23 protein-coding genes and 2 pseudogenes are annotated in these 24,772 nt (G+C 71.5%); 13 read left to right on the top strand and 12 right to left on the bottom strand.

Features of this window, described 5'->3' with window-relative positions; all coding sequences use genetic code 11:
• Nucleotides 1–45 precede the first annotated feature (45 nt).
• Both ACZ7M2_RS13735 and ACZ7M2_RS13730 read right to left on the bottom strand, forming a co-directional pair.
• A complete protein-coding gene (locus ACZ7M2_RS13735; RefSeq protein WP_471595395.1) occupies nucleotides 46–1,428 on the bottom strand; it encodes a vWA domain-containing protein in 1,383 nt (460 codons plus the stop codon).
• Nucleotides 1,425–2,282, bottom strand: coding sequence for an AAA family ATPase (locus ACZ7M2_RS13730; RefSeq protein WP_352044880.1), 858 nt, complete (start codon nucleotides 2,280–2,282; stop codon nucleotides 1,425–1,427). Before ACZ7M2_RS13730 ends, ACZ7M2_RS13735 begins: the two co-directional genes overlap by 4 nt.
• Before the next feature lie 158 nt (nucleotides 2,283–2,440).
• Here ACZ7M2_RS13730 and ACZ7M2_RS13725 point away from each other — a divergent pair, with 158 nt between their 5' ends.
• Complete coding sequence (locus ACZ7M2_RS13725) at nucleotides 2,441–3,010, top strand: TetR/AcrR family transcriptional regulator (protein WP_471595394.1); 570 nt, start codon at nucleotides 2,441–2,443, stop codon at nucleotides 3,008–3,010.
• A 9-nt stretch (nucleotides 3,011–3,019) separates the two neighbouring features.
• Here ACZ7M2_RS13725 and ACZ7M2_RS13720 read toward each other — a convergent pair.
• Nucleotides 3,020–3,373: pseudogene (locus tag ACZ7M2_RS13720) on the bottom strand (SCO4225 family membrane protein).
• A gap of 154 nt (nucleotides 3,374–3,527) precedes the next feature.
• On the bottom strand, nucleotides 3,528–4,610 hold the full coding sequence (locus tag ACZ7M2_RS13715) for a beta-ketoacyl-ACP synthase III (RefSeq protein ID WP_471595393.1): 1,083 nt from the start codon (nucleotides 4,608–4,610) through the stop codon (nucleotides 3,528–3,530).
• A gap of 308 nt (nucleotides 4,611–4,918) precedes the next feature.
• On the opposite strand from ACZ7M2_RS13715, the gene ACZ7M2_RS13710 reads away from it, so the two are divergent.
• Together ACZ7M2_RS13710 and ACZ7M2_RS13705 are read left to right on the top strand one after the other, a co-directional pair.
• Nucleotides 4,919–5,500 (top strand): dienelactone hydrolase family protein, encoded by a 582-nt coding sequence (locus ACZ7M2_RS13710; protein WP_471595392.1) that lies wholly within the window; start codon nucleotides 4,919–4,921, stop codon nucleotides 5,498–5,500.
• Between the two features lie 10 nt (nucleotides 5,501–5,510).
• On the top strand, nucleotides 5,511–6,317 hold the full coding sequence (locus ACZ7M2_RS13705) for a DinB family protein (protein WP_471595391.1): 807 nt from the start codon (nucleotides 5,511–5,513) through the stop codon (nucleotides 6,315–6,317).
• Nucleotides 6,318–6,344: 27 nt separating this feature from the next.
• Here ACZ7M2_RS13705 and ACZ7M2_RS13700 read toward each other — a convergent pair whose 3' ends face one another.
• Together ACZ7M2_RS13700 and ACZ7M2_RS13695 are read right to left on the bottom strand one after the other, a co-directional pair.
• Nucleotides 6,345–7,511 (bottom strand): acyl-CoA dehydrogenase family protein, encoded by a 1,167-nt coding sequence (locus ACZ7M2_RS13700; RefSeq protein WP_471595390.1) that lies wholly within the window; start codon nucleotides 7,509–7,511, stop codon nucleotides 6,345–6,347.
• Nucleotides 7,512–7,574: 63 nt separating this feature from the next.
• Nucleotides 7,575–8,777 (bottom strand): CaiB/BaiF CoA transferase family protein, encoded by a 1,203-nt coding sequence (locus tag ACZ7M2_RS13695; RefSeq protein ID WP_471595389.1) that lies wholly within the window; start codon nucleotides 8,775–8,777, stop codon nucleotides 7,575–7,577.
• A gap of 96 nt (nucleotides 8,778–8,873) precedes the next feature.
• Here ACZ7M2_RS13695 and ACZ7M2_RS13690 point away from each other — a divergent pair, with 96 nt between their 5' ends.
• From ACZ7M2_RS13690 to ACZ7M2_RS13670, 5 genes are all read left to right on the top strand, one after another.
• Complete coding sequence (locus tag ACZ7M2_RS13690; RefSeq protein WP_471595388.1) at nucleotides 8,874–9,254, top strand: LysR family transcriptional regulator; 381 nt, start codon at nucleotides 8,874–8,876, stop codon at nucleotides 9,252–9,254.
• Complete coding sequence (locus ACZ7M2_RS13685; RefSeq protein WP_471595387.1) at nucleotides 9,146–9,454, top strand: LysR substrate-binding domain-containing protein; 309 nt, start codon at nucleotides 9,146–9,148, stop codon at nucleotides 9,452–9,454. Before ACZ7M2_RS13690 ends, ACZ7M2_RS13685 begins: the two co-directional genes overlap by 109 nt.
• Nucleotides 9,455–9,568: 114 nt before the next feature.
• Nucleotides 9,569–10,447, top strand: a complete 879-nt coding sequence (locus tag ACZ7M2_RS13680) for an HTD2 family dehydratase (RefSeq protein ID WP_471595386.1) — start codon at nucleotides 9,569–9,571, stop codon at nucleotides 10,445–10,447.
• 61 nt (nucleotides 10,448–10,508) lie between these two features.
• The gene (locus ACZ7M2_RS13675; protein WP_471595385.1) at nucleotides 10,509–11,411 is read left to right on the top strand and encodes a helix-turn-helix domain-containing protein; all 903 of its coding nucleotides are present in this window, start codon (nucleotides 10,509–10,511) and stop codon (nucleotides 11,409–11,411) included.
• Nucleotides 11,408–12,412: an SMP-30/gluconolactonase/LRE family protein gene (locus ACZ7M2_RS13670; RefSeq protein WP_471595384.1), complete on the top strand. Its 1,005-nt coding sequence runs from the start codon at nucleotides 11,408–11,410 to the stop codon at nucleotides 12,410–12,412. The genes ACZ7M2_RS13675 and ACZ7M2_RS13670 overlap by 4 nt, the downstream gene beginning before the upstream one ends.
• A 28-nt stretch (nucleotides 12,413–12,440) precedes the next feature.
• Here the strand turns inward: ACZ7M2_RS13670 and ACZ7M2_RS13665 are convergent, their stop codons facing one another.
• Together ACZ7M2_RS13665 and ACZ7M2_RS13660 are read right to left on the bottom strand one after the other, a co-directional pair.
• Complete coding sequence (locus tag ACZ7M2_RS13665) at nucleotides 12,441–13,484, bottom strand: zinc-dependent alcohol dehydrogenase (RefSeq protein WP_471595383.1); 1,044 nt, start codon at nucleotides 13,482–13,484, stop codon at nucleotides 12,441–12,443.
• A 141-nt stretch (nucleotides 13,485–13,625) separates the two neighbouring features.
• A pseudogene (locus tag ACZ7M2_RS13660) lies at nucleotides 13,626–13,763 on the bottom strand (SDR family NAD(P)-dependent oxidoreductase); the annotation flags it as partial.
• Between the two features lie 348 nt (nucleotides 13,764–14,111).
• Between ACZ7M2_RS13660 and ACZ7M2_RS13655 the strand changes: the two are divergent.
• The 3 genes from ACZ7M2_RS13655 to ACZ7M2_RS13645 all read left to right on the top strand — a co-directional run bounded on the left by ACZ7M2_RS13655 (nucleotide 14,112) and on the right by ACZ7M2_RS13645 (nucleotide 17,515).
• A complete protein-coding gene (locus ACZ7M2_RS13655; RefSeq protein ID WP_471595382.1) occupies nucleotides 14,112–14,636 on the top strand; it encodes a MarR family winged helix-turn-helix transcriptional regulator in 525 nt (174 codons plus the stop codon).
• A gap of 721 nt (nucleotides 14,637–15,357) precedes the next feature.
• Nucleotides 15,358–16,074 carry a response regulator transcription factor gene (locus ACZ7M2_RS13650; protein ID WP_471595381.1) on the top strand — a complete coding sequence of 239 codons (717 nt, stop codon included), beginning with the start codon at nucleotides 15,358–15,360 and terminating at the stop codon, nucleotides 16,072–16,074.
• 178 nt (nucleotides 16,075–16,252) lie between these two features.
• Nucleotides 16,253–17,515: an NAD(P)/FAD-dependent oxidoreductase gene (locus ACZ7M2_RS13645; RefSeq protein WP_471595380.1), complete on the top strand. Its 1,263-nt coding sequence runs from the start codon at nucleotides 16,253–16,255 to the stop codon at nucleotides 17,513–17,515.
• Nucleotides 17,516–17,530: 15 nt separating this feature from the next.
• Here the strand turns inward: ACZ7M2_RS13645 and ACZ7M2_RS13640 are convergent, their stop codons facing one another.
• The gene (locus tag ACZ7M2_RS13640) at nucleotides 17,531–19,048 is read right to left on the bottom strand and encodes an MFS transporter (RefSeq protein WP_471595379.1); all 1,518 of its coding nucleotides are present in this window, start codon (nucleotides 19,046–19,048) and stop codon (nucleotides 17,531–17,533) included.
• A 141-nt stretch (nucleotides 19,049–19,189) separates the two neighbouring features.
• Between ACZ7M2_RS13640 and ACZ7M2_RS13635 the strand changes: the two genes are divergently transcribed.
• Nucleotides 19,190–20,410 carry a cytochrome P450 gene (locus ACZ7M2_RS13635; RefSeq protein WP_471595378.1) on the top strand — a complete coding sequence of 407 codons (1,221 nt, stop codon included), beginning with the start codon at nucleotides 19,190–19,192 and terminating at the stop codon, nucleotides 20,408–20,410.
• 6 nt (nucleotides 20,411–20,416) lie between these two features.
• The gene (locus ACZ7M2_RS13630) at nucleotides 20,417–21,100 is read left to right on the top strand and encodes a TetR/AcrR family transcriptional regulator (protein WP_471595377.1); all 684 of its coding nucleotides are present in this window, start codon (nucleotides 20,417–20,419) and stop codon (nucleotides 21,098–21,100) included.
• Nucleotides 21,101–21,240: 140 nt separating this feature from the next.
• Here ACZ7M2_RS13630 and ACZ7M2_RS13625 read toward each other — a convergent pair whose 3' ends face one another.
• The 3 genes from ACZ7M2_RS13625 to ACZ7M2_RS13615 all read right to left on the bottom strand — a co-directional run bounded on the left by ACZ7M2_RS13625 (nucleotide 21,241) and on the right by ACZ7M2_RS13615 (nucleotide 24,666).
• Nucleotides 21,241–22,533 carry a YhgE/Pip domain-containing protein gene (locus ACZ7M2_RS13625; protein ID WP_471595376.1) on the bottom strand — a complete coding sequence of 431 codons (1,293 nt, stop codon included), beginning with the start codon at nucleotides 22,531–22,533 and terminating at the stop codon, nucleotides 21,241–21,243.
• A 160-nt stretch (nucleotides 22,534–22,693) separates the two neighbouring features.
• The gene (locus ACZ7M2_RS13620) at nucleotides 22,694–24,136 is read right to left on the bottom strand and encodes an MFS transporter (RefSeq protein ID WP_471595375.1); all 1,443 of its coding nucleotides are present in this window, start codon (nucleotides 24,134–24,136) and stop codon (nucleotides 22,694–22,696) included.
• Nucleotides 24,137–24,222: 86 nt separating this feature from the next.
• Nucleotides 24,223–24,666, bottom strand: a complete 444-nt coding sequence (locus ACZ7M2_RS13615) for a DUF3291 domain-containing protein (RefSeq protein ID WP_471595374.1) — start codon at nucleotides 24,664–24,666, stop codon at nucleotides 24,223–24,225.
• Nucleotides 24,667–24,772 lie beyond the last annotated feature (106 nt).

Raw genomic sequence — 24,772 nt, 5'->3', positions numbered from 1 at the left:
GGAGGCAGGGGGACGGCGAGGCCGGTCCCGTTCCGCCCGCGGCGGTCAGACCGGCAGCAGTCGGCCGATCAGCCCGCTGAGCTGCCGTACGTTGCGGCACTCGTGCATCTCGACGAGCTCGGCGTACTCGGGCGCCGCCGAGTCGCCCGTACCCCACTGGGAGAGCGGCTCGGGGTTCAACCAGTAGACGCGGCGGGCCCGTTCGGAGAACCGCCGGACGGCCGGCAGATTCGGGTCGCCCATGTTCGTCCGGGCGTCGCCGAGGACGAACACGGTCGTGCGCGGTCCCACCGCGTCGACGTACCGCTCGGCGAACTCGCCGAACGCGACGCCGTAGTCGCTGCTGCCGTGCCAGCCCGTCAGCGTCGCCTCGGAGCGGATGCGGGCACCCAGCCCCTCCGGATCGGCCCTGCCGTGCACGAGCAGGCCGGTCACCTCGTCGATCCGGTTGACGAAGGCGAACACCCGCACCTTGCTGAACTGGTCGTGCAGCGCCTGCACCAACAGCATCGTGAAGTCCGAGAAGCCCGCCACCGAGCCCGACACATCGCACAGCAGCACCAGTTCGGGCCGGACGGGGCGGCGTCTGCGCAGCACCGGCTTCATGGGGACCCCGCCGGTGGACAGGGAACCGCGCAGGGTCCGGCGCAGGTCGATGGTGCCGCGCGCGGCCCGGCGGCGGCGTGCGGCGAGCCGGGTGGCCAGCTTGCGCGCCAGCGGCTGCACCGTCCTGCGCAGCTCGGCGAGCCGGTCCCGCCCCGCGAACAGGAAGTCGACCCGGTCGGCGGTCGGGGCCACCGCCCGCCGCGCCAACTCGTCCCGGCCGCGCCGCTCGGCGACCCGGCGCCGCGCCTCCGTGGCGACCAGCGCGCGGAACACCTCGATACGCCGCCGGATCTCGTCCTCCAGCAGCCGGTCGGCGAACCCCGCCGCTCCCTCCTGCCGTGCCCGGACGCTGTCACGGACGCGCGCCATCAGCGTCTGCGGGCGGAGCCGGTCGAGCGTCTGGTACGACGACCAGCCGTCCGACCCCGGCGAGGAACCGTAGCCCCCGAGGCCGTCCACCGCCTCGATCGCCAGCCGCTCCAGCGTCTCGCGGTCGCCGGCGGCGAGCGCGGCCGCGAGCCGCTCGCGCAGCTCCTCCCGGTCGGCGGCGGGAGCGTCGCTCTCCTGCCCCTCGGACATCGGCGCCCCGACGAGACGCGGGAAGTACAGGTCGAAGACGGGGTCGAACACCCGGCGCTGCCCCGTGCTGTGCAACAGGGTGGCGGCGAGGCCCTCACGCAGCAGTTCCCGGTCGGCCAGGCCGAGCGCCGCCACCGCCTGCGCGGCGTCCACCGTCTCGCCGGTACCGATCCGCACGCCATGCGCGCGCAACGCGCCGACCAGTCCCGTCAGCCGCTCGGCGACGCCCGTCGGCGCGTTCACATGGCGTCCAGGTCGAGCTTGGCGGCCGCCTTGAGGATGTCGTCCTGGTGCTTGAGGAGCACGCCGAGACTGTCACGTACGACGGTCCCGTCGAGGGTCTCGGCGCCCAGCGCGAGCAGGGTGCGCGCCCAGTCGATCGTCTCGGCGACCGAGGGGACCTTCCGCAGGTCCATCTCGCGCAGTGCGCCGACCACCCGCACCACCGACTCCGTCAGCGCCGCGTCCAGACCCGGCACCTTCAGCCGTACGATGCGACGCTCCAGCTCCTCCTCCGGGAAGCCGATGTGGAGGAAGAGGCAACGGCGGCGCAGCGCCTCCGACAGCTCACGGCTCGCGTTCGAGGTGAGGACCACGAAGGGCCGGCTGGTCGCGCTGATCGTGCCGAGCTCCGGGACGGTGACCTGGAAGTCGCTGAGCACTTCCAGCAACAGTCCCTCCACCTCGACGTCGGCCTTGTCGGTCTCGTCGATCAGCAGCACCTTGGGATCGTCGCCGCGGATGGCGGTCAACAGGGGGCGCGCCAGCAGGAACTCCTCGCTGAAGATGTCCGTGCGCGCCTCGTCCCACGTCTCGTCGCGGCCCGCGCTGATGCGCAGCAGCTGCTTGGCGTGGTTCCACTCGTACAGCGCCCGGGACTCATCGACGCCCTCGTAGCACTGAAGCCGGACCAGTCGCGCCCCGGCCACCTGGGCGACGGCCTTGGCGAGTTCGGTCTTGCCGACCCCGGCGGGGCCCTCCACCAGGAGCGGCTTGCCCAGGCGGTCGGCCAGGAAGACCGTGGTCGCGACCGCGGGCGAGGCCAGATAGCCGGTCTCGGCGAGACGCGCGGAGACATCGTCGACGGATGTGAACAGCAACGGGGCCTCCAGCGCGGCACGGCGGGGTGGGACACACGGTCGGAACGTCACTATCCAAGCGCTTGTTCAGTCGCTGTGTCACGTGTGATTGCGCCCACGCGACCTGGGGAGACCGATCGGTTTCCCTGTCTCCTCCCGCGCGGTAACCTGCCTTTATGGCCACAACAGACAAGGCGTCCACGAGGGACCGGTTGCTGGACGCGGCGGCCGACCTCGTCTACCGCGAGGGCGTATCCGTCGGCATCGAGGCGCTGTGCCGGTCGGCCGGTGTCTCGAAGCGGTCGATGTACCAGCTCTTCGAGAGCAAGGACGACGTCCTCGCGGCGAGCCTGGAACGGCGGATTCCGCTGTACGAGAAGCAGCTCGCGCCGGATCCGGAGGACGCCGGGACACCTCGCGAGCGCATCCTGGGCATCTTCGAGCGGCTGGAGGCGGCCTCGGTGCGGCCCGAGTACCGCGGCTGCCCGTTCCTCGCCGCGCTTGTCGAACTCAAGGACCCCGGGCACCCGGCGTCGGTGGTCGCGGGCGGCGCGAAGGGGCATATGAAAGAGGTGTTCCGTGCGCAGGCCGAGCAGGGCGGTGCGCGTGATCCCGAACTTCTCGCCCGGCAGTTGATGCTGGTGTTCGACGGCGCGAGCGCCCGGGCCGGTGCCGGGATCGAGACGCTGGACGGGCTGACCACGACGACGGTGACGGCGCTGCTGGATGCGGGCGGGGTGAAGTAGGCGGGACCTTCAGGCGCTGGGTGCGGTGCCGGGGAACGGCTGGCGGAGCCTGTGGACGACGTGGCCCATGAAGGCGGCGTTCGCGAGGGCGGCGAAGGCGATCCCCGCGAGGTGGAGAGCGGTGAACAGGCCGGTGCTCGTGCCGGAGAGGGTGCCGTCGGGCAGGAGGGTGTACAGCAGGCTCAGTGGGGCGGTCAGCAGTCAGGGCACCACGGAGGCCATGGAGGCGTCGGGGTGGTCGACGAAGAGGGCATCGAAGAGGAAGTAGCCGGTCGTGGCGGTGACGGCGGTCAGATAGACACGCGAGAGCCAGTTGTCCGTGGCCCGGGTGAGCGCGGTACGGGCGCGGCGCGAGATGCTCATGATGTCCTCCGTCGGACGAAGCCGGTGGCGTGGTCCGCCTCTCCGCGGGGGTGCCGGAGGGGCGTGGACATCACGATGGCGGCTGCGTCCGCGAGCGGGCATGAGTACGACCACTCATCCGATCCGACCGATCCACTCACGTGGCATACGGGTGTCACGGCTGCGGTCCGTTCTGGCAGGGTACCGGCGCCGGGGCCGGGACCATGGACGGCCGGCGCGCGGCGGGGACCGGCAGGTGCCGGTGGACCGGCACCGCGGCCGGCCATGACAGGGCGATGGAACCCCAGGTCAGGCCCCCGCCGAAGGCGGTGAGCAGGCTGCGCTCGCCGGGCCGTACGAGGTCACGTGCGGCGGTGTCGGCGAGGGCGAGGGGGATGGAGGCGGCGGCGGTGTTGCCGACCTCCGCGATGTTCCCGAAGCGGTGCGGGGCGCCGATGCCGAGCCGGTCGCCCACGGCGTCGAGGATCCGCTGGTTGGCCTGATGGCCGACGAAGGCACGCACCGACGTCGGCGTCCAGCCGGCCCGCTCCAGCACGAGCCGCGAGGAGGCGGTCATCCGGTGCACCGCGTGCCGGTACACCGTACGGCCCTGCATCCGGAAGTACCGTTGCGAGCGCGGGAGTTCGCCGTCGGCACGGGGACGGCGGGAGCCACCCGCGGCCACCGTGATCAGTTCGCAGCCCGAGCCGTCACTGCCGAGGTCGACGGCGCGCAGCGCACCCGACTCGGTGACCCCACCCTCGCGCAGCACGACCGCCCCGGCCCCGTCGCCGAAGATCACCGCGGTGTCCCGGTCGAGCGGGTCGATGATCGACGTGTACACCTCCGCGCCGATCACGAGCGGGCGGGCGCAGGTCCCGGACGCCACCAGGGATCTCGCCACCGTGAGCGCGTAGACGAATCCCGAGCAGACCGCCGAGACGTCCATCGCCGGTACGTCACCGAGCCCCAGGCGATGCGCCACCTCGGGCGCCGTCGCCGGGCAGGGACGGTCCGGGGTCGTCGTCGCCAGCAGGACGAAGTCGGCGCCGTGCCCCGCGGAGTCCAGCGCGGCCTGTCCCGCGGCCACCGCGAGATCACTGGTACTGGTGCCCGGCTCCACGATCCGGCGCCGTGCGATGCCGGTACGGGAACGGATCCAGGCGTCCGAGGTGTCCAGCCGGGCCGCCAGGTCGTCATTGCTGACGACACGCTCCGGCAGGCACGTGCCGATTCCACCGATCACAGCAGCTGACATCACAACCACCTTTCCCCGCGTCAGCTGCCGGTCAGCAGCATGGTGTTCACCTAACCCGTTGTGGATCAACAGGGACAAGTGCGCTCAGGGGGCGCGCACTTCGGCAAAGAAGCACTCCGCCGTCGTGCCGCGCATCCGATGGACGGAATGCGGAACACCTGACTCCGGGCGCCCGCCGGACACCACACCCGCCCACCGGAGGAGGTGTTTGGCGTGGGTGCGCGGCGACCGCCGGGCGATGTCAGTGCCCCGGTCCATACTCGGTCCCGCGGAGTCACCCGGGCTGCGCGGCGAAGGAGGGGGCCGACATGGCTGAGGTACTGCTGTTCCACCACTCGCACGGACTGACGTCCGGTGTGCACGCGTTCGCCGAGTCGCTCAGGGGAGCCGGACACGCCGTCCACGTGCCGGACCTGTACGAGGGACTGGTCTTCGAGAACCTGGAAGAGGGCGTCGCGCACGCCCAGGGCATCGGGTTCGGCACCCTTGTCGAGCGCGGCAGGGCCGCCGCGGCCGAGCTGCCCGCCGAGCTGGTGTACGCCGGTTTCTCGCTGGGCGTCCTGCCGGCGCAGTACCTCGCCCAGACCCGGACCGGCGCGAAGGGCGCGCTGCTGTTCCACTCCTGCGTCCCGACCTCGGAGTTCGGCGGCGACTGGCCGCGGCAGGTCCCGGTCCAGATCCACGGCATGGAGGCGGACGAGTACTTCGTCGACGAGGGCGACCTCGACGCGGCCCGCGCCCTCGTCGAGTCGGCCCCCGACGCCGCCGAGCTGTTCCTCTACCCCGGCAAGCAGCACCTGTTCGCCGACAACAGCCTGCCCTCGTACGACGAACACGCCGCCACCCTGCTCACCCGGCGCGTGCTCGCCCTCCTCGACGGCATCGAGTAGGGACCCGCCCATGGCAGCGGCACAGTACGGTCCGCACCGATGGTCGGCGGGGGAGTACGACAGCGACCACACGGACGCGTTCCGAGGTGCGCGCTTCGCGGTCGCCGACCTCACCGCGACGACGTTCGTCGACTGCGACCTGAGCCGGGTCAGGATCGTCGACTCGTGGCTCGTCGACGTCGACGTGTCCGGTCACGTCAGCGACTTCGTCGTCAACGGCGTCGACGTCACCGCGTTCGTGGCCGCCGAGCTGGACCGACGACACCCCGAGCGCGTGCAGCTGCGGGGCATGCGGACGGCCGACGACCACCGCGCGATGTGGGACACGATCGAACGGCTCTGGTCGGACGCGGTCGCCCGCGCCGAGCGGCTGCCCGAGGAGGCCCGCCACCAACGGGTCCACGACGAGTGGTCGTTCGTCGAGACCCTGCGCCACCTCGTCTTCGTCACCGACGCCTGGGCGCTTCGTACGGTCCTCGACGAACCGCTGCCGTACCACCCGCTCGGCGTCCCCCAGACCGCGTATCCGCGCGCGGACACGGCCGCCCTCGGCATGGACCTGGCTGCGCGTCCGTCGTTCGCTGAGGTGATGTCGGCGCGCGCCGACCGCATGGCGCTGATACGCGGCCTGGTCGACGCTCTCACCGACGCCGAGCTCGAACGGCCGTGTGCGCGGACGCCCGCGCCCGGCTACCCCGAGGAGACACGCACGGTCGGCAGCTGCCTGGAGGTGGTGATGGACGAGGAGTGCGAGCACCTCCGCTTCGCGGTGCGTGACCTGGCGGCGCTGGAGGCCGGGGGTCGGGACCTGCCCTGACCGGCTCGCGAGCGGGGTGGGACCGGCTCACGCGTCCAGCCCACCCCGCTCGACGAGCTGGCGCACGATCACGTTCCGCTGGATCTCGTTGGTGCCCTCGCCGACGATCATCAGCGGGGCGTCCCGGAAGTAGCGCTCCACGTCGAACTCGGTCGAGTAGCCGTAACCCCCGTGTATGCGCACGGCGTTGAGGGCGATCTGCATGGCGGTCTCGGAGGCGAACAGCTTGGCCATGCCCGCCTCCATGTCCACGCGCCGGCCGGCGTCGGCCTCGCGTGCGGCATGCAGGGTGAGGTGGCGCGCGGCGGAGAGGGACGTGGCCATGTCCGCGAGGTAGTTGCCGATCGACTGGTGCTGCCAGATGGGCTTGCCGAAGGACTCCCGTTGCTGTGCGTACGCGAGCGAGTCCTCCAGGGCCGCCCGGCCGACGCCGAGGGCGCGGGCGGCGACCTGGAGCCGCCCGGTCTCCAGCCCCTTCATCATCTGGGCGAACCCCTGGCCCTCGACTCCGCCCAGGACGGCGTCGGCCGGCGCGTGGTGGTCCTCGAAAGTCACCTCGCAGCTCTCCACGCCCTTGTAGCCGAGCTTCGGAAGATCGCGGGAGACGGTGAGCCCGGGGCCGTGCTCGACCAGGAGGACGGAGATGCCCCGGTGGGCGGGGGTGGCGTCCGGATCGGTCTTGCACAGCAGGGCGATCAGCCCGGACCGCCGCGAGTTGGTGATCCACGTCTTCGAGCCGTTGACCACATAGCCGTCCGGGGTCCTGCGGGCGAGCGTGCGCATCGCCTGGAGGTCGGACCCGCCGCCGGGTTCGGTCAGTGCCATCGTCGCCCGGACCTCGCCGGTTGCCAGCCGCGGCAGCCAGCGGCGCTTCTGCTCCGCGGTGCCGAAGCACAGCAGCAGCTTGGCCACCACGGTGTGGCCGCCCATCGCGCCCGCCAGGCTCATCCAGCCGCGGGCGAGCTCCTCCGTGACGAGCACATAACAGGAGGTGGAGACGGGTGTGCCGCCGTACTCCTCGGGGACGGCGAGCCCGAAGATCCCGAGCTTCTTCATCCGCTCGATCAGGGCTTCGGGATAGGTGTTGGCGTGTTCGAGTTCCCGGACGACCGGCTTGACGTCCTTGTCGACGAACTCGCGCACGGTGGCGACGACGAGCCGCTCGTCCTCGGACAGGACGTCGAGAGGGCTCATGCTGTGCGGCTCCTTGGGGGACGGGCGCGGAAAGGGAGAGGGGAGAAGCGCAGGGCCGGGCATTCAGACGATGCCGTCGGCCCGGAGGGCGGCGATGTCGGCCGCGCCGTGTCCCAGCGCGGCCAGGATCGTGTCGGTGTGCTCGCCGACGGCAGGAACGGCGTCCATACGGGGAGTGACCCCGGCCAGGTCGACGGGCGGCAGCAACGCGGGCACGGCCCCCGCGCCCCCGGGCAGTCGGACGTCCTGCCAGCGGTGGCGCTCCTCGAGTACGGGGTGGGTGAGGAACTCCTCGACCGTGTTCACACCGGAGTTGGCGATCCCCGCCGCGTCCAGCAGCTTCATCGCCTCCTGACTGTCCAGCGCGCGGAACCGCGCGGCCACGATCGCGTTCAGCTCCTCCCGGTGGGACACGCGGTCCGAGCCGGTGGCGAAACGCGGGTCGTCGACGAGGTCCGGGCGCCTGAGGAACCGCTCGCACAGCGCGGCCCATTCGCGCTCGTTCTGGATCGAGAAGAGCACGTCCTTGCCGTCGGCCGCGGGGTAGGCGCCGTACGGGGCGATGGTGGCGTGCTGGGTGCCGAGCCGTGGCGGCTGGGTGCCGCCGTGGCGCGTGTAGTACGCCGGCTGCCCCATCCACTCCGCCAGCGCCTCGAACAGAGAGACCTCCACCGCGCGGGCGACTCCCGTGGTGGCGCGCGTGAACAGGGCGGTGAGGACGCCCGAGTAGGCGTACATCCCGGCAGCGATGTCGGCGATCGACACCCCGGTCCTTGCGGACCCGTGCTCGTTCCCGGTCAGGGAGACCAGCCCGGTCTGGCACTGCACGAGCAGGTCGTACGCCTTGCGATCGGCCCAGGGCCCGCTGGTCCCGTATCCGGAGATGGTGCACGGGATCAAGGACGGGTACCGCTCCCGCAACGCCGGGCCGTCCAGCCCGAGCCGGGTGGCCGCGCCCGGCGCCAGGTTCTGTACGAAGACGTCGGCACCGGCGAGCAGTCGCTCCAGGACGTCCCGGCCCCGGGCCGACTTCAGGTCCAGGGTCAGGGACTCCTTGGAGCGGTTGAGCCACACGAAGTAGCTGGACTCGCCGTGCACGGTGGTGTCGTAGCGACGGGCGAAGTCGCCGCCTCCCGGGCGTTCCACCTTGATCACCCGGGCGCCGAGATCGGCCAGTTGACGGGTGGCGTAGGGCGCCGCCACGGCCTGTTCGACGCTGACGACGGTGATGCCGGAGAGCGGAAGCGCTTCGGAGAGCTCGGTCATGGGGCGACCTCCAGAGGCTGGCCGGGAGACCGCGGCGACGCGGCCGTGATGCCATCATGGTCGCTCATGGAGGCCTCGGTGAATTAGCAAGCCTTGATGGCCTCATACCGGATACGAACGCGGACACGCAGCGTCCCGCGGGCGGCGGAACTGCTGCACTTGGTCCTGCCCGCGGTCACCCGGCAGATCCGCACGCTGGAGGAGGAACTCGGCGTCGCCCTGTTCGAGCGCACCCGCCAGGGCATGCGCCCCACCGAGGCCGGCACCCCCATGGTCGAGCGCGCCCGCCGCGCCCTGAACGAACCGGAGCGGGCCCGCGCCGAGACCCGGCCGACCCCGGGGGCGGTCAACGGCATCGAAACGTGGTCGTGCAGACCCACTCCCTGCGCGTACGGAAGCGGCTGGTCCTGGCCGGCCACGGCTGGACGATCCTGCCGGGTGTGGGCATCGCCGAGGAGGTCGCCGGGGGCACCCTGAGCGCCGCGCCGCTGAGCGAGCCGGACATGTGGCGCTCGATCGTCCTCGGGATGCCGAGGACGGGGCGTACTCCACCGGCCGTCGAGGTCGTCGCCCGCGAGCTGACCCGCCAGGTCCGCACGGCCGTCCACGAGGGCAGCCGGCCCGCCGCGCAGCTGCACGCGCAGGGCGCGGCGACCGAGGGGGAGCGAGGCGAGTGAGGCGAGTGAGCTGGGGGAGCCAGCAGCGCCGAGCGGGCTCTCATACCGCCGGGCTGGGGAGGCATCAGAACCTTCTCTCGCCCAACATCGCCCATCAGCGCACATGATGGAGGAATGCAGCGCACCCCGGGCCCCCTCCAATCCTCCGTGGAGTCGTGGGCCCCCGAAGCGGTGACCGACGTGGACGACCTGCACGCCGCCCCCGTCGCCGCCCTGTCGGCCCTCCTGGACGAGCCCGCACCCGTCGCCACCAACGGCGACCTCCTGCCGCCCCTGTGGCACTGGCTCTACTTCCTGCGCTGGCCGGCCCAGCGGGACCTCGGAGCCGACGGCCACCCCCGGCACGGGCACTTCCTCCCGCCGGTCCCCGACCGGCAGCGGATGGTCGCCGGAGGGCGGTGCACGATCGACGAGCCGCTGCGCCTCGGTGAGCGCGCCGAGCGCGTCAGCAGCCTGGGGGCCGTGACCACCAAGCGGGGCAGGAGCGGCGAACTCCTCTTCGTGACCCAGCGCCACGAACTCCGCCAGCGCGGCCGTACCTGTCTCGTCGAGGAACAGGACATCGTCTACCGTTCCGGCCGCACCTCGACCCCCCACACCCGGGCGGCGCTCGACCCCTCCGCGACTCCCCAGGCGGACGGCCACTGGCGCCTTCCCCTGCACCCCGACCCGCCCCTGCTGTTCCGGTTCAGCGCACTCACCGCGAACGCCCACCGCATCCACTACGACACGCCGTACGCCCGGGACGTCGAGGGCTATCCCGGGCTCGTCGTGCACGGCCCGCTCCTGGCCCTCCTGATGCTGGAACTGGTCCGCCGCGACGCCCCCTCCCGGCAGGTCCGCTCCCTGTCCTACCGGCTGCGCAGCCCCGTCTTCGCCGGCGAACACCTGCTGGCCCGCGGGACACCCCACGACGACCGCGCCGACCTGTCCGTCGCCACCCACCGGGATCCCGCGCACGCCACGGCCGAGGTGACCTTCACGGAGCGCTGAGCCCTCGGGTATCCCGATCAGGGTGTGGTTGGCCCTCGTGGGCGAGCCCAATACTCGGCGCATGGACGGAAAACGACAGCTGGGTGAGTTCCTGCGGGCGCGCCGCTCGCAGCTGCGGCCCGAGGACCTCGGTGTGGTGACGTACGGCGAACGCCGTCGCGTGCCGGGACTGCGGCGCGAGGAACTGGCCCGGCTCGCCGGGGTGAGTGAGTCGTACTACGCGCGGCTGGAGCAGGGGCAGTCCCAGGCCTCCCCGGACGTCCTGGACGCGATCGCCCAGGCACTGCGGCTGAGCGAGGCCGAACGACGGCACCTGCGGGAGCTGTCGGCCGCCGCCCGGCGCCGGCCCCGGACGCGCCGCCCGGCGCCGGAACGGGTCTCACCCGCGGTCGCCCAACTCCTGGGCGTGCTCTCGGAGGTGCCCGTGGTGGTGACGGGCCGGTACAGCGACGTACTGGCGTGGAACCGCGCCGGGCACGCGCTGTACGCCGGACACCTGGACCCGGACGGCCCGGACCGGCCGGCCGTCCGTCCCAACATGGCCCGGCTGGTGTTCCTCGACGCCCACACCCGCGATCTGTACGCGGACTGGCCGGCCAAGGCCAGAGCCGTCGTGGGCACGTTGCGCCTGGCGTCGGGGCAGTACCCCGACGACCCGGCACTCGCCTCCCTCGTCGGTGAACTGACCCTCAACAGCGCCGAGTTCGCAGCGATGTGGGCCGACCACCGAGTCAAGACGAGCGACGTCGCGGTCTACGCGATGCGGCATCCGCTGGTCGGCGCCATGGACGTCACCCAGCAGACGCTGCACACCGAACAGGGACAGTACGTCGTCGTCGCGACCACCCAGGCCGACTCGCCGTCCCGGGCCGCCATGACCCTCCTCATCCACAGCACGGCGGCGGCTGGCCCGTCCGCCGTGCGCCCGAAAACCATCGCGAAGGAAACAGCGAAAGAAGCATGAGAAACAAACTGACCGCACGGAAACTGACCGCACTCGCCTACACGGTCACGGCCGCCGGAATGGCCGCCGTGACCGCCCTCACCGCATCCCCCGCGGCGGCCTCCACCGGGCCACTCGCCAAGCCCCGTATCGCCGCGCACTTCGACCTGGCACGGGGGCAGATGCCCGAGAACATCGCGCTGGAGCCCGACGGTACGGCCGACGTCACCTTCGCTGCCGCCCGGCAGGTGGCCGCCGTCAGCACGGCGGGCGCGACCCGCGTCCTGGCCACCCTGCCGGCCCCGGCCGACGGCGGAGTGCACACCCCGGTCCTCGGCTTCGCCCTCACCACCGGTATCGCCCGGGCCCACGACGGCACGCTGTACTTCCTCTACGCCACCGGCACTTCGGACCTGACCGGACTGTGGCGACTGCGCCCGGGCGGCGCCCCGCAGCGCATCGCCGCCCTCCCCGCGGACGGCCTGCCCAACGGACTGGTGCTGGACGAACACCGCGGCAGGCTCTACGTCGCCGACTCCGTGCTGGGGAAGATCTACACCGTCCCCACGAAGGGCTCGACCGGCAGCGAACCGGCCACCTGGTCCGCCGCCCCGGAACTCGCCGCGGCCGGCTTCCTCGGCGTCAACGGTCTGAAGATCCACGACAACGCGCTGTGGGCGACCAACCTCGACCGGGGCACCGTGCTGCGCATCCCGTTCGGCCCGGGCGGCGGCCCCGGACCCGTCCGGATCCGGGCGACGCATCTCACCGGCATCGACGACTTCGCCTTCACCGGCCGCGGCGACGAGATCCTGGCCGCGCTCAACGGCCCCAACACGGTCGTACGCATACGCCGCGACGGCACCTCGTCGACCGTACTCACCGCCGCCGACGGCCTGCAGAACCCGACCTCCGTCGCGCTGCGCCACGGCACGCTCTACGTGCTCAGCGCCGCCTACACCACGGCCACCGACCCCAACCTCCTGCTGGGCCCCGCGTCGATCGGAAGGAGCCGGAAGTAGTTCGTCCCGCCCGACAAGCTCCCCGGGACTACCGCTCGTCGTCGAAGGTCACGACGACCTTCTCCGCCGCACCCGGCGTCAGCGCGAGTTCGAACGCGTGCTTGGCGTCGCTGAAGGGAACGCGGTGGCTGATGAGTTCGGCGAAGCGCTCGTGGTGCTCGACGAGTTCGGGAGTGACCTCGAAGATCTCGGTGGGGTAGCCCTGCGAGGCGATGAGCGTCAGCTCACTGCGGAGCATCCCGCCGAGATCGACCGCGTCGGACTTCTTCTGCACGGCCACCATGACCAGTTTGGCTCCCCACTTCGCCGACTCGACCGTGGTGTTGATGACGGCGGCGACACCGGCCGCGTCGATGTAGATGTCGGTGTCGGGACGGGGCTGCCCGAGCGCGTTCGCGGCTTGGCCGTGCAGTTCGGTCAGCCGCTCGGTCACGTTCTCCTCGGCGGAGTTGATGACGGCGTCGGCACCCACGGCGAGCGCGGTCTCCAGGCGCTCGGGGATGACGTCCGCGACCGTGACGTGCCGGACGCCCCGAAGCTTCAGCCAGATCGCCGCACCGAGACCGATCGGCCCGGCACCGAAGATCACGACCTTGTCGGCCGGCTCGGCCCCGGACCGGTTGACGCAGTGGCGCGCGACGGCCATGGGCTCATTGAGGGCCGCGACGTCGAAGGGAACGGTCCCGGGGAAGACGGCGACACTCTTGCCGACCTCGGCGTTCTCGATGAGGAGGTACTCGGCGAGGGCGCCGAACCTGCCGCCGCAGCCGATGATGCCGGAGGGGGCGGCCTGGGGGTTGACCACCACACGGTCGCCCACCTTCAGGCCCTCGACCTCGGCGCCGACCTCGACGATCTCACCCGCGGGCTCGTGACCGAGGGGGATGGAGACCATGGAGCCGTCGGGGCCGAAGGGCGCGCCGCCGATGTGCAGGAAGAAGGTGTCGGTTCCACAGATGCCACAGGCGCGGATGCGCATGAGGACGTCCTTGGGACCGGGCACCGGGCGCTCGACCTCGACGATGTCGATGGCGTCGACGGGGCCGGTCTGTACGGACTTCATGGTGGCCATGGAGGGGTTCGCTTTCTGGAGACGCTGTGGCAGTCGCTTGTTTCTGGCTCGGACGAGCCGTGATCGGTGCGCACGGTTCGCGACCCGATCGGATCAGGGGCCGTCGTCAAACGGCACACCAGCCGTGGTCGACGGGCAGGACGGCGACGTGAGATCGGTCCGGACGACCCGTTCCCACTCCTCGTCATCGGTGTCGGCGACGGCCGACAACCGGTCCAGGACACCGGCGTCGTCCACCAGGACGTCCACGCCGCCGAACGTCTCCACGGCCGTCGACACCGTGACGATGACGCCGCGCCCTTCGAGGCCGGTGCCGCTCATGCCGTGCTCCTTCGGTCGGTGTGCGCGGTGGACGTCGACCTCGGTGGGCAGGGGAGAGGTGACGCGGGTCGGTACCCTCGGGCCCGGCGGCGGACGGGTGGAGTGAACCGGCCGCCGGGCCCGGGACTGCGCCGTTCCCCGTCCCCACGGGTTCGGCGCGGCGAGGCCGCCTCCGCCGGAGGGGGCCTCGGCCTGTGTGTCGGCCACCGGCTTACTTGAGTCAGGCAAGCATATGTGAAGTACTTGAGTCAAGCAAATGGTTTCCTAAATTACTTGACTCAGGCAATTAGGCGCTAGACTGGACCCATGTCCACACCGCCGCCCGCAGAGGTTCCCGTCTCGACCGCCATGCAGGAGATCGAGCGCGCCCTGAGTCGCATCACCTACCTGGCCAGAGGGATCCGCCAGCATGATCGGCTGATGGCGCTGGCCGGAGTGGCGCTGGACCGTGCCGCGACGGCGCTGCTGCGGCAGATCGCCGACTCCGAGCCCATGCGCCCCGGCGAGCTGGCGGCCCGGCTGGCCGTGGAGGCGTCCCACATCACCCGGCAGGTGCAGCAGCTGGAGAAGGCCGGTCTCGTGACCCGGGTTCCGGACCCCGACGACCGCCGTGCGCAGCGCATTCAGATCACCCCGGCAGGCGAGGAGGCGGTCCACCGCATCCGCGAGGCGAGCGCGCGGGGTATGGGGATGGCTCTGGCGGACTGGTCGCCGCAGGAGTTGCAGCAGCTCGCCACCCTGTTCCACCGGATGGTGGACGACTTCCTCTCCTACGCCATCGAGGACGAGGAGACCTCCCGGGAGCCGGCCGGGGCCGCCCGCCCGGCCTGATCCAACGGCCCGCTCGGTTCGGCCGGGCCGACGGCCGCCGGGCCGGAGGTGGGGAGGGGCGCGACGGGCCCGGCCGAACGAACGGAAGGGCAGCGCCGAGGGACACCCCCGGGCCGACCGTTCTCCAGCTCGACCGTTCGACCGCGTGGCTCCCGACGTGATCCCAGCTCGACCGTTCGACCGCACTGCTCCCGACGTGATCTCAGCTCGACCGTTCGACCGCACTGCTCCCGACGTGATCCCAGTTCGACGGCTCGACCGCACTGCCCCCGACGTGACCAACAGCCCAGCCGCACGACACCCCGCCCGCCACGACCGCCTGGCAGCCCCCCCGCCCCCGCACACCCCGCCCGGTTCGACCGCGCGGCATCACGCACAGCCAAGCCGCTCGGCGACGACCCGCACAGCCCGCCGCACCGTTCAGCAGCGACCCACGCACCCCGCCGAACCGCCCGCGGCAACCCGCACCACCCCCGGCCCGACCACGCAGAAGTGCCGCCCCTGGAGCCCGCTCGGAAGCGCCGCAGCGCACTCCACGGAGGCGGACGTCCCTTCGGAGACCCGCGGAGGAGTCCCGTGAGTGCACCGTTCCCCTCACCCGCACGCGTCCGAAGCGCCCCCTGTGCCGCACGGCGGACCCGGTGGAGACCTCCGACCGCACCCCTCTCGTTGCTCGGTGCCGCTCCCGCGTGAAGTCCGGCCCTACACGAATGGTCTTTCCATGTACGGATACGTGAGTGAGCGGCGGTCGCCGGTGCGTGGGCAGGGTCAGCATGTCCTCGTAGTCGCCGACAGCTCCGAGATCACCGAACTGCTCTCGACCACACTGGAATTGGCGGACTATCACGTCACCATCGCGGCCGACGGGGCCGAGTTGACGGCCCGGCTCGCCGAGCACCGCTTCGACCTGGTGGTCCTCGACGCGATGATGACGGACCTGGGCGGCGTCCGGCGCAGACACCGGCTCGCGCCCACCGGGCGACCGCCCGTGCTGTTCCTGACCGAGTGCGACTCCCTGGGCAGTCTCATCCCCGATCTGGGCCTGGGTGAGGTGGACTACGTCACCAAGCCCTTCCGGATCGCCGAGGTGCTGGCCCGGGCGCAGGTGCTGCTGCGCGGCAGGGGCGCGGGGCGCGGGGACGGCTCGCCGCGCTACGGCGACCTGGTTCTCGATGACGCGGCCTGTCAGGCGCGGCGCGGACAGCGGGCGCTCGATCTGACCCCCGCCGAGTACCGGCTGTTGCGGCATCTGCTGGTCAACGCGGAACAAGTGTTCTCGAAGAACCAGATCAGCCGGCACGTCTGGGGTGAGGTCCGAGCCGAGAACGCGATCGAGAAGCTCGTGTCCCGCCTTCGACGCAAGGTGAACCAGGAGGAACCGGCCCTCATCCATACCCGCCGGGGCTTCGGCTACTGGTTGGGCCGCGCCACCCTGTGAGGAACCGCAACCGTGTGACCTCGATCACGTCAGCTTGAAGTCAGGGAAAAGGCCGGAGGGCGTCAGCCCGGTTCGGTTGCCTGGGCTCAACCAGGTCCACCACCAGGTCCCCAACCGGGTCTTCAATCACGTTGTTCCGACCTGCGGTTGAGTTCGGACCGCACGACCGAGGAGTGACATGGCCGACACACAAGGGCGTGGTGATCCGGCTGAGGGACGGGCGAGGCGGATTCTGGTCGTCGGCGCCTCGGCCGCCGGGCTCGCGGCGGTGGAGACCCTGCGCGGGGAGGGGTACGACGGCACGCTCACCCTGGTTGGTGAGGAGGCGCACGCGCCGTACGACCGGCCGCCCCTGTCGAAGCAGGTCCTCGGCGCGCGGTGGGAGCCCGAGCGGCTGGCGCTGCGCGGGCAGGCGGAGCTGGACGGGCTCGGTCTTGATCTGCGGCTGGGCGTCGCCGCGACGGCTCTCGACGCGGCCGCTCGTACGGTCCTGCTGGCCGACGGCACGCGACTGTCGTACGACGGTCTGATCGTGGCCACCGGGGTGCGCCCGCGCAGGCTCCCCGGCGAGGGCGCGCACGTACTGCGCACGGTGGACGACGCGCTCACCCTGCGGGAACGGCTGGGGCACGGGCGCCGACTCGTGATCGTCGGTGCCGGGTTCCTCGGTGCGGAGGCAGCCGCCGTGGCACGCGGCATGGGTACGGAGGTCACGCTCCTCGAACCGGCCCCGGTTCCGCTGGCGCACGCGGTGGGCGGGGAGGTCGGGCGGGTGTTCTCGGCGGTCCACCTGGAGCACGGCGTCGATCTGCGGACCGGTGTGACCGTCACCGAGGTGACGGAGGACGGGGTGCGGCTCGCGAGCGGCGAACTCCTGGACGCCGACGAGGTGTTGGTCACGATCGGGTGTGTGCCGAACACCGGGTGGCTCGAGGGCAGCGGCCTCAAGGTGGCCGACGGCCTGGTGTGCGACCAGTTCTGCGCGGCCGGGCCGGGGGTGTACGGGGCGGGGGACGTCGCCCGTTGGTACAACCCGCTGTTCGGTACGTCGATGCGGATCGAGCACCGGACCAATGCCGCCGAGCAGGGCGTGACCGCCGCGTACAACCTGCTCCACCCCGAGGCCCGCAGGCCCTTCGCCCCGATGCCGTACTTCTGGTCGGACCAGTACGACATGAAGGTGCAGGCGTTCGGCCATCTGCGCGGGCACGACGAGATCGTCGTGGTGGAGGGCGAGATGAGTGAGCGCCGGTTCTTGGCCATCTACCGCACCGGTGACCGGCTGGCGGGAGCCCTCGCGGTCGGGATGCCGCCGAAGGCCATGCGTCCCTGGCGGCAGGCCATTGCCACCGGCACCAGCTGGCACGAGGCGATACGGGCGTGGGCATGGGCGACGGACGCCGATGCCAAGGAGATCGTCCACGGCGAACCGTCGTTCTGAGCATCGCCCGGTGGCCTACGGCCTCGTCTCCGCCGCCGTACCCGCCGAGGCGTCCGTGGCAGTGTCCGCGGGCGTGGAGGGCTCCCCGGTCACCGCCGTCGAGGGGGTGCCGGCGAGCGGGCTCCGGCGGGGCAGGCAGGCGGCGAAGCCGCAGGCGACCAGAGCGGCGCCGGAACCGATGGCCATGACCACCCGGAAGGCGTTCTCGGAGGGCAGGGCCACGGAGCTGAACGTGGTGGTCATCCGGGCCAGGGTGACACCCGCGACCGCGCTGGAGACCGACGTGCCGATGGACCGCATGAGTGTGTTGAGGCTGTTGGCCGCGGCGGTCTCGGAGACGGGCACGGCCCCCATGACGAGCGAGGGCATCGCGCCGTAGGCGAGCCCGACGCCGGCCCCGATGATGCTGGAGACGAGGACGAGCTGCCAGAGGGCGGACATCATCGTGACGCCGATGCCGTAGCCGGCGGCTACCACGAGGGCGCCGAGCATCAGCGTGACCTTGGGCCCCTTGGTCCTGGAGATCCGCGCGGACAGCGGTGCCGTGGCCATCATCACCAGGCCGTTGGGCGCCATGACCAGGCCGACGACCATCATCGACTGCCCGAGGCCGTAGCCGGTGGCCTTCGGCAGTTGCAGGAGTTGCGGCAGCACCAGGGCCATCGCGAACATCGAGAAGCCGAACACGGCGGAGGCGAGATTGGTGAACAGCACCTGACGCCGCGCGGTGGTCCGCAGGTCCACCAGCGGCTGTCCCGCACGCAGTTCCCAGCGGCCCCACACCAGCAGCACGGCGACGGCCACCGTGAACAGGGCGAGGGTCGTGGCGCTCGCCCAGCCCCAGTCGGCCCCCTTGGAGATCGCCAGCAGCAGGCACAGCAGCACGGCCGACAGCCCGGCCGCGCCCACCAGGTCGAAGCGTCCGCCGGTGCGCACGGGGGACTCCGGTACGAGTGTCACGACGAGTACGGCCGCCACCACGCCGAAGCCCGCCGCGGTCCAGAACAGCAGATGCCAGTCCGTGTGGTCGGCGAGGAACGCGGCCGCGGGCAGACCGAGCGCGGCGCCGATGCCCAGCGAGGCGCTCATCATCGCGGTCGCCCCGCCGAGCCGCTCGGGCGGCAGTTCGTCGCGCATGATGCTGATCCCGAGCGCGATCACACCGGCCGACAGGCCCTGCAGGGTCCGTCCGACGACCATCGGGGCCAGGCTGTCGCTGAGCGCGCACACGGCGGATCCGGCCACCAGCATGGCGAGGCTCGCCAGGAGCATCCGCCGCTTGCCGTACATGTCACCGAGACGCCCCACCACCGGGGTCGCGACGGCGCCCGCGAGCAGGGTGGCCGTGATCGCCCACGTGGTGTCCGAGGCCGAGGCGCCCAGGTACCCGGGAAGTTCCGGGACCAGGGGGATCACCAGGGTCTGCATCAGCGAGACGACGATGCCGGCGAAGGCCAGCACCGCCACGACGGTGTCCGGCCGTGGCGGACCGCTCGTCCCGGAGTCGGAGGGGTGAGCAAGGGCCTCGGGCATGGCGGAGCCTCCGTCGGGTGCTGCGATGGCCAGACTTTAAAGCAGCTGCTTGACTTAGATTACTGGAGGGGGTTGCCTGATCGTGTGGAGACGGCTGAATCGGAGGGGACCGCTGAATCGGAGGAGACGGAGGAGACCGCGATGGACGTACATGACGACGAGCCGGCGTTGACCTACCCGATCCCCGGCGCGACACCGCTGGGACCCCCCGAGGAGTGGGCGGGACTGAGACAGCGGTGCCCGGTGGCGCGCGTGACCCTGCCCAGCGGCGACGAGGCATCCCTGCTGACCCGCTACGCGGACGTCAGACAGGTGCTGTCCGATCCCCGCTTCAGCCGCCTGCTGAACGCCCAGGACGCCGCCCGGATCTCCGCCACCGCATCGGGCGGGGCCTTCAACGACGAGATGTCCAACGCCATGCCGCAGACCGGCGAGGCCCACCGGCGCTGGCGGCGGATGGTGAGCAAGTGGTTCACCGCCAAGCGCATGACCGCGCTGCGCCCGGGGATGGAGGCGATGGCCGACCGGCTCCTCGACACCATGGTGCAGCACGGCCAACCCGCCGACCTGAAGGCCCACTTGGCCTTTCCGCTGCCGGTATGGGTGATCTGCGATCTGCTCGGCGTCTCCGACGAGGACCGGGACCGGTTCTCCTACTGGTCGGACACCCTGCTCAACCTCACCAGGTACGGGCAGGCGGAAGTCGACGCGGCACAGGCCGAGTTCGTCGCCCGCATGACCGCCCATGTCGCCGCCAAGCGGGCGCACCCGGGCGACGACCTGCTCAGCGACCTCCTCACCGCCACCGACCCGAACGGATACCGGCTCACCGAGCAGGAGGTGGTGTACACGGGGCAGGGCCTGCTGGTCGCCGGGCACGAGACCACGGCTCACATGATCGGGAAGATGGTCGCCATGCTGCTGGCCGACCGGCGGCACTGGGAGCGGCTGCTCGCGGACCCCTCGTTGGTGCGGCCCACGGTCGAGGAGGCGCTGCGCATGGACGCCAACCCGGGACTCGGCATGCCGCGTTACATCGGCGAGGAAACCGAGGTCGGCGACACGGTCCTGCCCAAGGGCACCACCGTGCTGTGCAGCATGGCCGCCGCGAACCGGGACGAGACCGCCTTCGAGGACGCCGGGGAGATGATCATCGACCGTACCCCGAACACCCATCTGGCGTTCGGCGTCGGCCCACACTCCTGCCTGGGACAGACGCTCGCCCGAACCGAGCTGGGGACCGTCCTCGACGTACTGCTGCGTAGGCTTCCCTCGCTCGACCTGGCCGTTCCGGTCGAGGAACTGCGACGGCTCGAGGGACTGGTCGTCGGAGGGCTGCGCGAAGTCCCGGTGAGGTGGTGACCGGCCATGGCGGCCAGAACCGTACGGGCCGAACAGGTCAGTGCGACGCGGGAGTCGATCCTGACCGCGGCGGAGCGGCTGTACGCCGAGCAAGGGGTGTACGCGGTCTCCAACCGCCAGGTCAGCGAGGCCGCGGGGCAGGGCAACAACGCCGCGGTCGGCTATCACTTCGGTACCAAGGCCGATCTGGTGCGGGCGATCGTGCGCAAGCACTTCGTACGGATCGAGCAGGTGCGCCTGCGGCTGCTCGCCGAGATCGACGAGGAGAGCGCCGACATCCGCGACTGGGTGGCCTGCCTGGTGCGCCCCCTCACCGAACATCTGGCCGAGCTCGGCCGGCCCTCCTGGTACGCCCGATTCACCGCGCAGGTGATGACCGATCCGGCGCTGCGCCGGATCGTGATCGACGAGACCCTCAGCTCCCCGTCGATGCGGATGGTCCTCGAACGGCTGCACCGGTGCCTTTCCGGCCTGCCGGTCGAGGTGCACGCCGAGCGCAGTGACATGGCGCGGGAGCTGATGGTGCACATGTGCGCCGAGCGCGAGCGTGCCCTCGCCGACAACACCCCCACACCACGGTCCAGTTGGCACGACACCGGACTCGGCCTGACCGATGCCGTCGTCGCGCTGTGGCGGGCACCGATCACGCCCTGCCCGCGCCGGCAGCGGGGTGAGATCTGCCGCGACTGATCCCGAAGCAGCGCGAGGCTCGGCGAAGGAGTCGCCCCCGGCGCACACGTTCTGGCGACCCGTCGTGAACAGGGCCAGGCGCCTCTTCGTATCGGTCGGCGGAACCGTCCGGCGGCCGCGGGACTCCAGTGCCACGACCCTCAGCCGGAGGGCTGGGGCGTGCGGCGGTGCAGGCCCTTGCGGTCGTAGTAGCGGGTCATGGTGAGGCCGAAGAGGAGGGCGACGGCGGCGCCGACGGCGATCATGATCCAGGAGCGGGTGAGACCGGCGTCGGCGCGGGCGTCGAAGAAGAGGATGGCGCGGACGCCGACGCCGAGTTGCCGCATGGGTTCGAAGAGGCTCAGGAAACGGTAGAAGCCCGGGACGGCTTCGAGGGGGACGGTGGAACCGGAGGAGGGCAGGCCCAGAACGATGAACACGAACATGGAGACGAGCTGGCCGATGCCCCCGAAGGCGGCGTTGATGGCCTGCACGCCCAGGCCGACGGCCAGTGACGCGCAGAAGGAGTAGATCCACAGCAGCGGCAGGTGCGAGGCGTCCATGCCGAGGATCCCGACGGTGGCGATCAGGACCAGTGTGGTGGTCAGAACGGTGATCCCCGCGGTCATGACCATCTTCAGCAGCAGCGTCTGGGTGCGGCTGATGGGCACGGTGGGACGGCGGGCGTGCCAGGGGCCGATCTCGTTGTCGGCGTAACCGAGGGCGGTGTCGACGCCGTTGCTGATGACGTTGCCGCCGAGGAACCCGGCGAGGACGAGGAGCAGGGTGTAGTAGAACGCGCTCAGTCCCAGACCGCTGTGGTCGCCGATCGGGTGGCCGACCTGGGTGGCGACGGCGACGGGGTCGGCGAGCACGAGGCGGGTGGTGGCGTCGGCCCTCGCGGTGGCGGGGGAGTCCATCAGCTGCATGCCGACGGCCAGGGAGGCCTGCTGCGCTGCCTGTTGGGTGATCCGGCTTGCGAGGGAGGAGCCGAGACTGCCCATGCCGGGGTTGGTGAGCACCGTCAGGGTGGGCCGGGTGGTGGCGTTCGCGGTGGTGAGGGCGACGGTGGTGGTCGTGAAGTCGGCGGGGACGACCAGGGCGCCGTAGAGCCTGCCGGAGGCCAGTCCGTCCTGGGCCTCGGCGCCGGTGAGGGGTTGCCAGTCGGCCTTGCCGGAGGTGTCGGCGGTGATGGAGCGGGTGACCTGTGTGCCGAGGTTCGTGGTCTGCCCGGGCAGCGGTCTGCCCTGGTCGGCGTTGACGATGCCGATGGGCAGGTGGTGCAGTTCCCCGTTCGGGTTCAGGATGCCGCCCATGTAGAGCAGGGACAGCAGGAACGCCAGCAGCCCGCACAGTACGGTCGGCACCAGCCACAGCTTCGGCCGGCGCAGAAGCACGGCGGCGCTTGCCCGGACGCGGGTGTCGTCGGCGGGGGGCGTGCTGTCGGCGGCCATGGCTCTCCGTGGGTGGGTGCGGCGCGGGACCTGCGTGGGCGGTTACGGGCGCCCGCACCAGGCCAGGATGGAGGCTGCGGCGGCGCGGCGGTCAGCGACGCGCCGCGCACGGAACGCCGCAGGGACACCGCGCCTCTTGCTCGGCGCCGCGGACCGGCGTTCACGCGCCTGCCCCTTCCGAGCGCGGCCCGCGCGGGATGCCCAGCGCGCACACCGCGCCCACGAGGACGACCGCGACGCCGACCCACACCGCCGGGTGCAGACCGTCGATGAACCGCTGGGGCGTGCCCATGCCGCCGTGGGCGACGAACACCGAGCTGAGGACCGCGATACCGAGGGCGCCGCCGATCTCGCGGACGGTGGTGTTGGCGCCGGAGGCCTTGCCGGCGTGCTCCTTGCTGACCGAGCCGAGGACGACCGCGGCCGTCGGGGCGAACACGAGGCCCATACCTACACCGGCGACGATCATCGGGGCGACGAGGGAGGAGTACGGGGTGTCGATCTCCGCGACCACGTTGATCCAGCCGAGACCCACGCCCTGGAGGAAGAGCCCGAGGGCCATCAGCCTGCCGCCGCCCACCCGGTCGGAGAGCAGTCCGGCGACGGGAGCGACGAACATGGGCATCAGGGTCCAGGCCAGGGTGCGCACTCCGGCCTCGAACGGCGTGCGCTGCGGCACGATCTGGAGGTACTGGGCGAGCAGGAACAGCGAACCGAAGACGCCGAAGTACATCGCCGCGGAGACGACGTTGGTCAGGGTGAAGGCGCGTACCCGGTAGAACGAGAGCGGGAGCATCGGCTCGGGAACCCGCGCCTCCCAGGCCACGAAGACGGCGAGCAGCACCGCGCCCCCCAGGAACGCCCCCAGCACCTTCGCCGACGTCCAGCCGTCCGTGTCGCCGTGCACGATGCCCCACACCACGGCGCACAGTCCGGCGGCGGCCAGCACCATCCCGACCAGGTCGAGGCGGACGCCCGGAAGCGAGCTCTCGCGCAGCGTGAGCAGGATGAGGGGTACGGCCACGACACCCACCGGCACGTTGATCCAGAAGATCCATCGCCAGTCCAGCCCGTCGACCACCGCGCCGCCGACCACCGGGCCCATCGCCACCGCCAGCCCGCTGATGCCCGACCACAGACCGAGAGCGAGGCCGCGCAGCCGCTCCGGCACGGCCTGGGAGAGCAGGGTCAGCGACAGCGGCATCACGGCCGCGGCGCCGAAGCCCTGGACGGCGCGACAGCCGATCAACTGCGCGCTGCTGTCGGCCAGTCCGCAGCCGGCGGAGGCCAGGGTGAAGACGACGATGCCGATCACGAAGACCCGCCGGCGCCCGAACCGGTCGCCCAGGGCGGCACCCGTCATCAGCAGACAGGCGAAGCTGAGCACGTACGCGTTGACGAACCACTGGAGCTGCTGGGTGGACGCCTCCAGGTCCACGGCCAGGGTGCGCAGCGCCGTGGAGACGACGAGGTTGTCCAGCGCGACCATGAACATGGGCACGCTGCACGCGACGATCGCGAGCCACAGCGGCACCTTTCGTCGCTCGCGCGCCGGGTCGACCGAAGGGTCGTCCAGGGCAGGGCTCTGCTCGGACAGTGTCATGACGGTATGTCTCCTTGGGCGACGAAGAGTTGGTCCGGGGGAGGGGGTGGGGGCGAGGAAGGGAGGTGCGGGAGGTGCGGGGAGTGTCAGGCGGTGTCGGGTCCGGTGCCGGAAGGTCCGCGCGCGCCGGTGGCATCGGCGCGCTCCTGCTCGGCGAGCCGTCGCCGGGCGTCCGCCCAGTCGAGGGGGAGTTCCGAGGCCGGGGGCTCCCAGAACGTGAAGACCGAGGCGCTCGTCGTGGACCGCAGGCCGGTCATGATCGAGCGGTGCGGTTCGGACTTCGCGTAGGTGTAAAGGGCCCGCTTGTCCTCCCAGGCCGACAGCGTCCAGAAGGTGCGCTTGAGCGGCTGGGCGACGAGCGTGGCGCCGTACGCGCCGGGCGCGCCCTTCACCTGCTTCCACGCCGCCAGGGACCGCAGGAAGAAACGCGGTACGTCACGGAAGGAACGGACCTCGAAGCGCGAGGCCATGACGAACGCCCGGGAGTCCGGTGCGGGCACGTCGACGGTGGTCCAGGGGAGCGTGGGCACGGTGGCGCCTTCTTCCACAGAGGCAGGGCGGAGGACGGAGGCCCAGGGGCGCGCTCAACGGACGGAGACCCGGGGAGCGCCCTTTGGATACCTCCGCTATCCATGT

The organism is Streptomyces sp. NPDC111507, from assembly GCF_055638955.1.
The sequence above is the reverse complement of the archived record's forward strand: the minus strand, read 5'-3'. Positions and strand labels throughout refer to the sequence as shown.

Excerpts from the sequence above, each read along its gene's own strand:
- ACZ7M2_RS13725 (WP_471595394.1), top strand. The coding sequence starts at position 2,441 with ATGGCCACAACAGACAAGGCGTCCACGAGGGACCGGTTGCTGGACGCG.
- ACZ7M2_RS13680 (WP_471595386.1), top strand. The coding sequence starts at position 9,569 with ATGCAGCGCACCCCGGGCCCCCTCCAATCCTCCGTGGAGTCGTGGGCC.
- ACZ7M2_RS13710 (WP_471595392.1), top strand. The coding sequence starts at position 4,919 with ATGGCTGAGGTACTGCTGTTCCACCACTCGCACGGACTGACGTCCGGT.
- ACZ7M2_RS13715 (WP_471595393.1), bottom strand. The coding sequence starts at position 4,610 with ATGTCAGCTGCTGTGATCGGTGGAATCGGCACGTGCCTGCCGGAGCGT.
- ACZ7M2_RS13630 (WP_471595377.1), top strand. The coding sequence starts at position 20,417 with ATGGCGGCCAGAACCGTACGGGCCGAACAGGTCAGTGCGACGCGGGAG.
- ACZ7M2_RS13620 (WP_471595375.1), bottom strand. The coding sequence starts at position 24,136 with ATGACACTGTCCGAGCAGAGCCCTGCCCTGGACGACCCTTCGGTCGAC.
- ACZ7M2_RS13700 (WP_471595390.1), bottom strand. The coding sequence starts at position 7,511 with ATGAGCCCTCTCGACGTCCTGTCCGAGGACGAGCGGCTCGTCGTCGCC.
- ACZ7M2_RS13705 (WP_471595391.1), top strand. The coding sequence starts at position 5,511 with ATGGCAGCGGCACAGTACGGTCCGCACCGATGGTCGGCGGGGGAGTAC.
- ACZ7M2_RS13645 (WP_471595380.1), top strand. The coding sequence starts at position 16,253 with ATGGCCGACACACAAGGGCGTGGTGATCCGGCTGAGGGACGGGCGAGG.
- ACZ7M2_RS13625 (WP_471595376.1), bottom strand. The coding sequence starts at position 22,533 with ATGGCCGCCGACAGCACGCCCCCCGCCGACGACACCCGCGTCCGGGCA.
- ACZ7M2_RS13670 (WP_471595384.1), top strand. The coding sequence starts at position 11,408 with ATGAGAAACAAACTGACCGCACGGAAACTGACCGCACTCGCCTACACG.
- ACZ7M2_RS13675 (WP_471595385.1), top strand. The coding sequence starts at position 10,509 with ATGGACGGAAAACGACAGCTGGGTGAGTTCCTGCGGGCGCGCCGCTCG.
- ACZ7M2_RS13655 (WP_471595382.1), top strand. The coding sequence starts at position 14,112 with ATGTCCACACCGCCGCCCGCAGAGGTTCCCGTCTCGACCGCCATGCAG.
- ACZ7M2_RS13665 (WP_471595383.1), bottom strand. The coding sequence starts at position 13,484 with ATGGCCACCATGAAGTCCGTACAGACCGGCCCCGTCGACGCCATCGAC.
- ACZ7M2_RS13635 (WP_471595378.1), top strand. The coding sequence starts at position 19,190 with ATGGACGTACATGACGACGAGCCGGCGTTGACCTACCCGATCCCCGGC.
- ACZ7M2_RS13650 (WP_471595381.1), top strand. The coding sequence starts at position 15,358 with ATGTACGGATACGTGAGTGAGCGGCGGTCGCCGGTGCGTGGGCAGGGT.
- ACZ7M2_RS13695 (WP_471595389.1), bottom strand. The coding sequence starts at position 8,777 with ATGACCGAGCTCTCCGAAGCGCTTCCGCTCTCCGGCATCACCGTCGTC.
- ACZ7M2_RS13690 (WP_471595388.1), top strand. The coding sequence starts at position 8,874 with ATGGCCTCATACCGGATACGAACGCGGACACGCAGCGTCCCGCGGGCG.
- ACZ7M2_RS13640 (WP_471595379.1), bottom strand. The coding sequence starts at position 19,048 with ATGCCCGAGGCCCTTGCTCACCCCTCCGACTCCGGGACGAGCGGTCCG.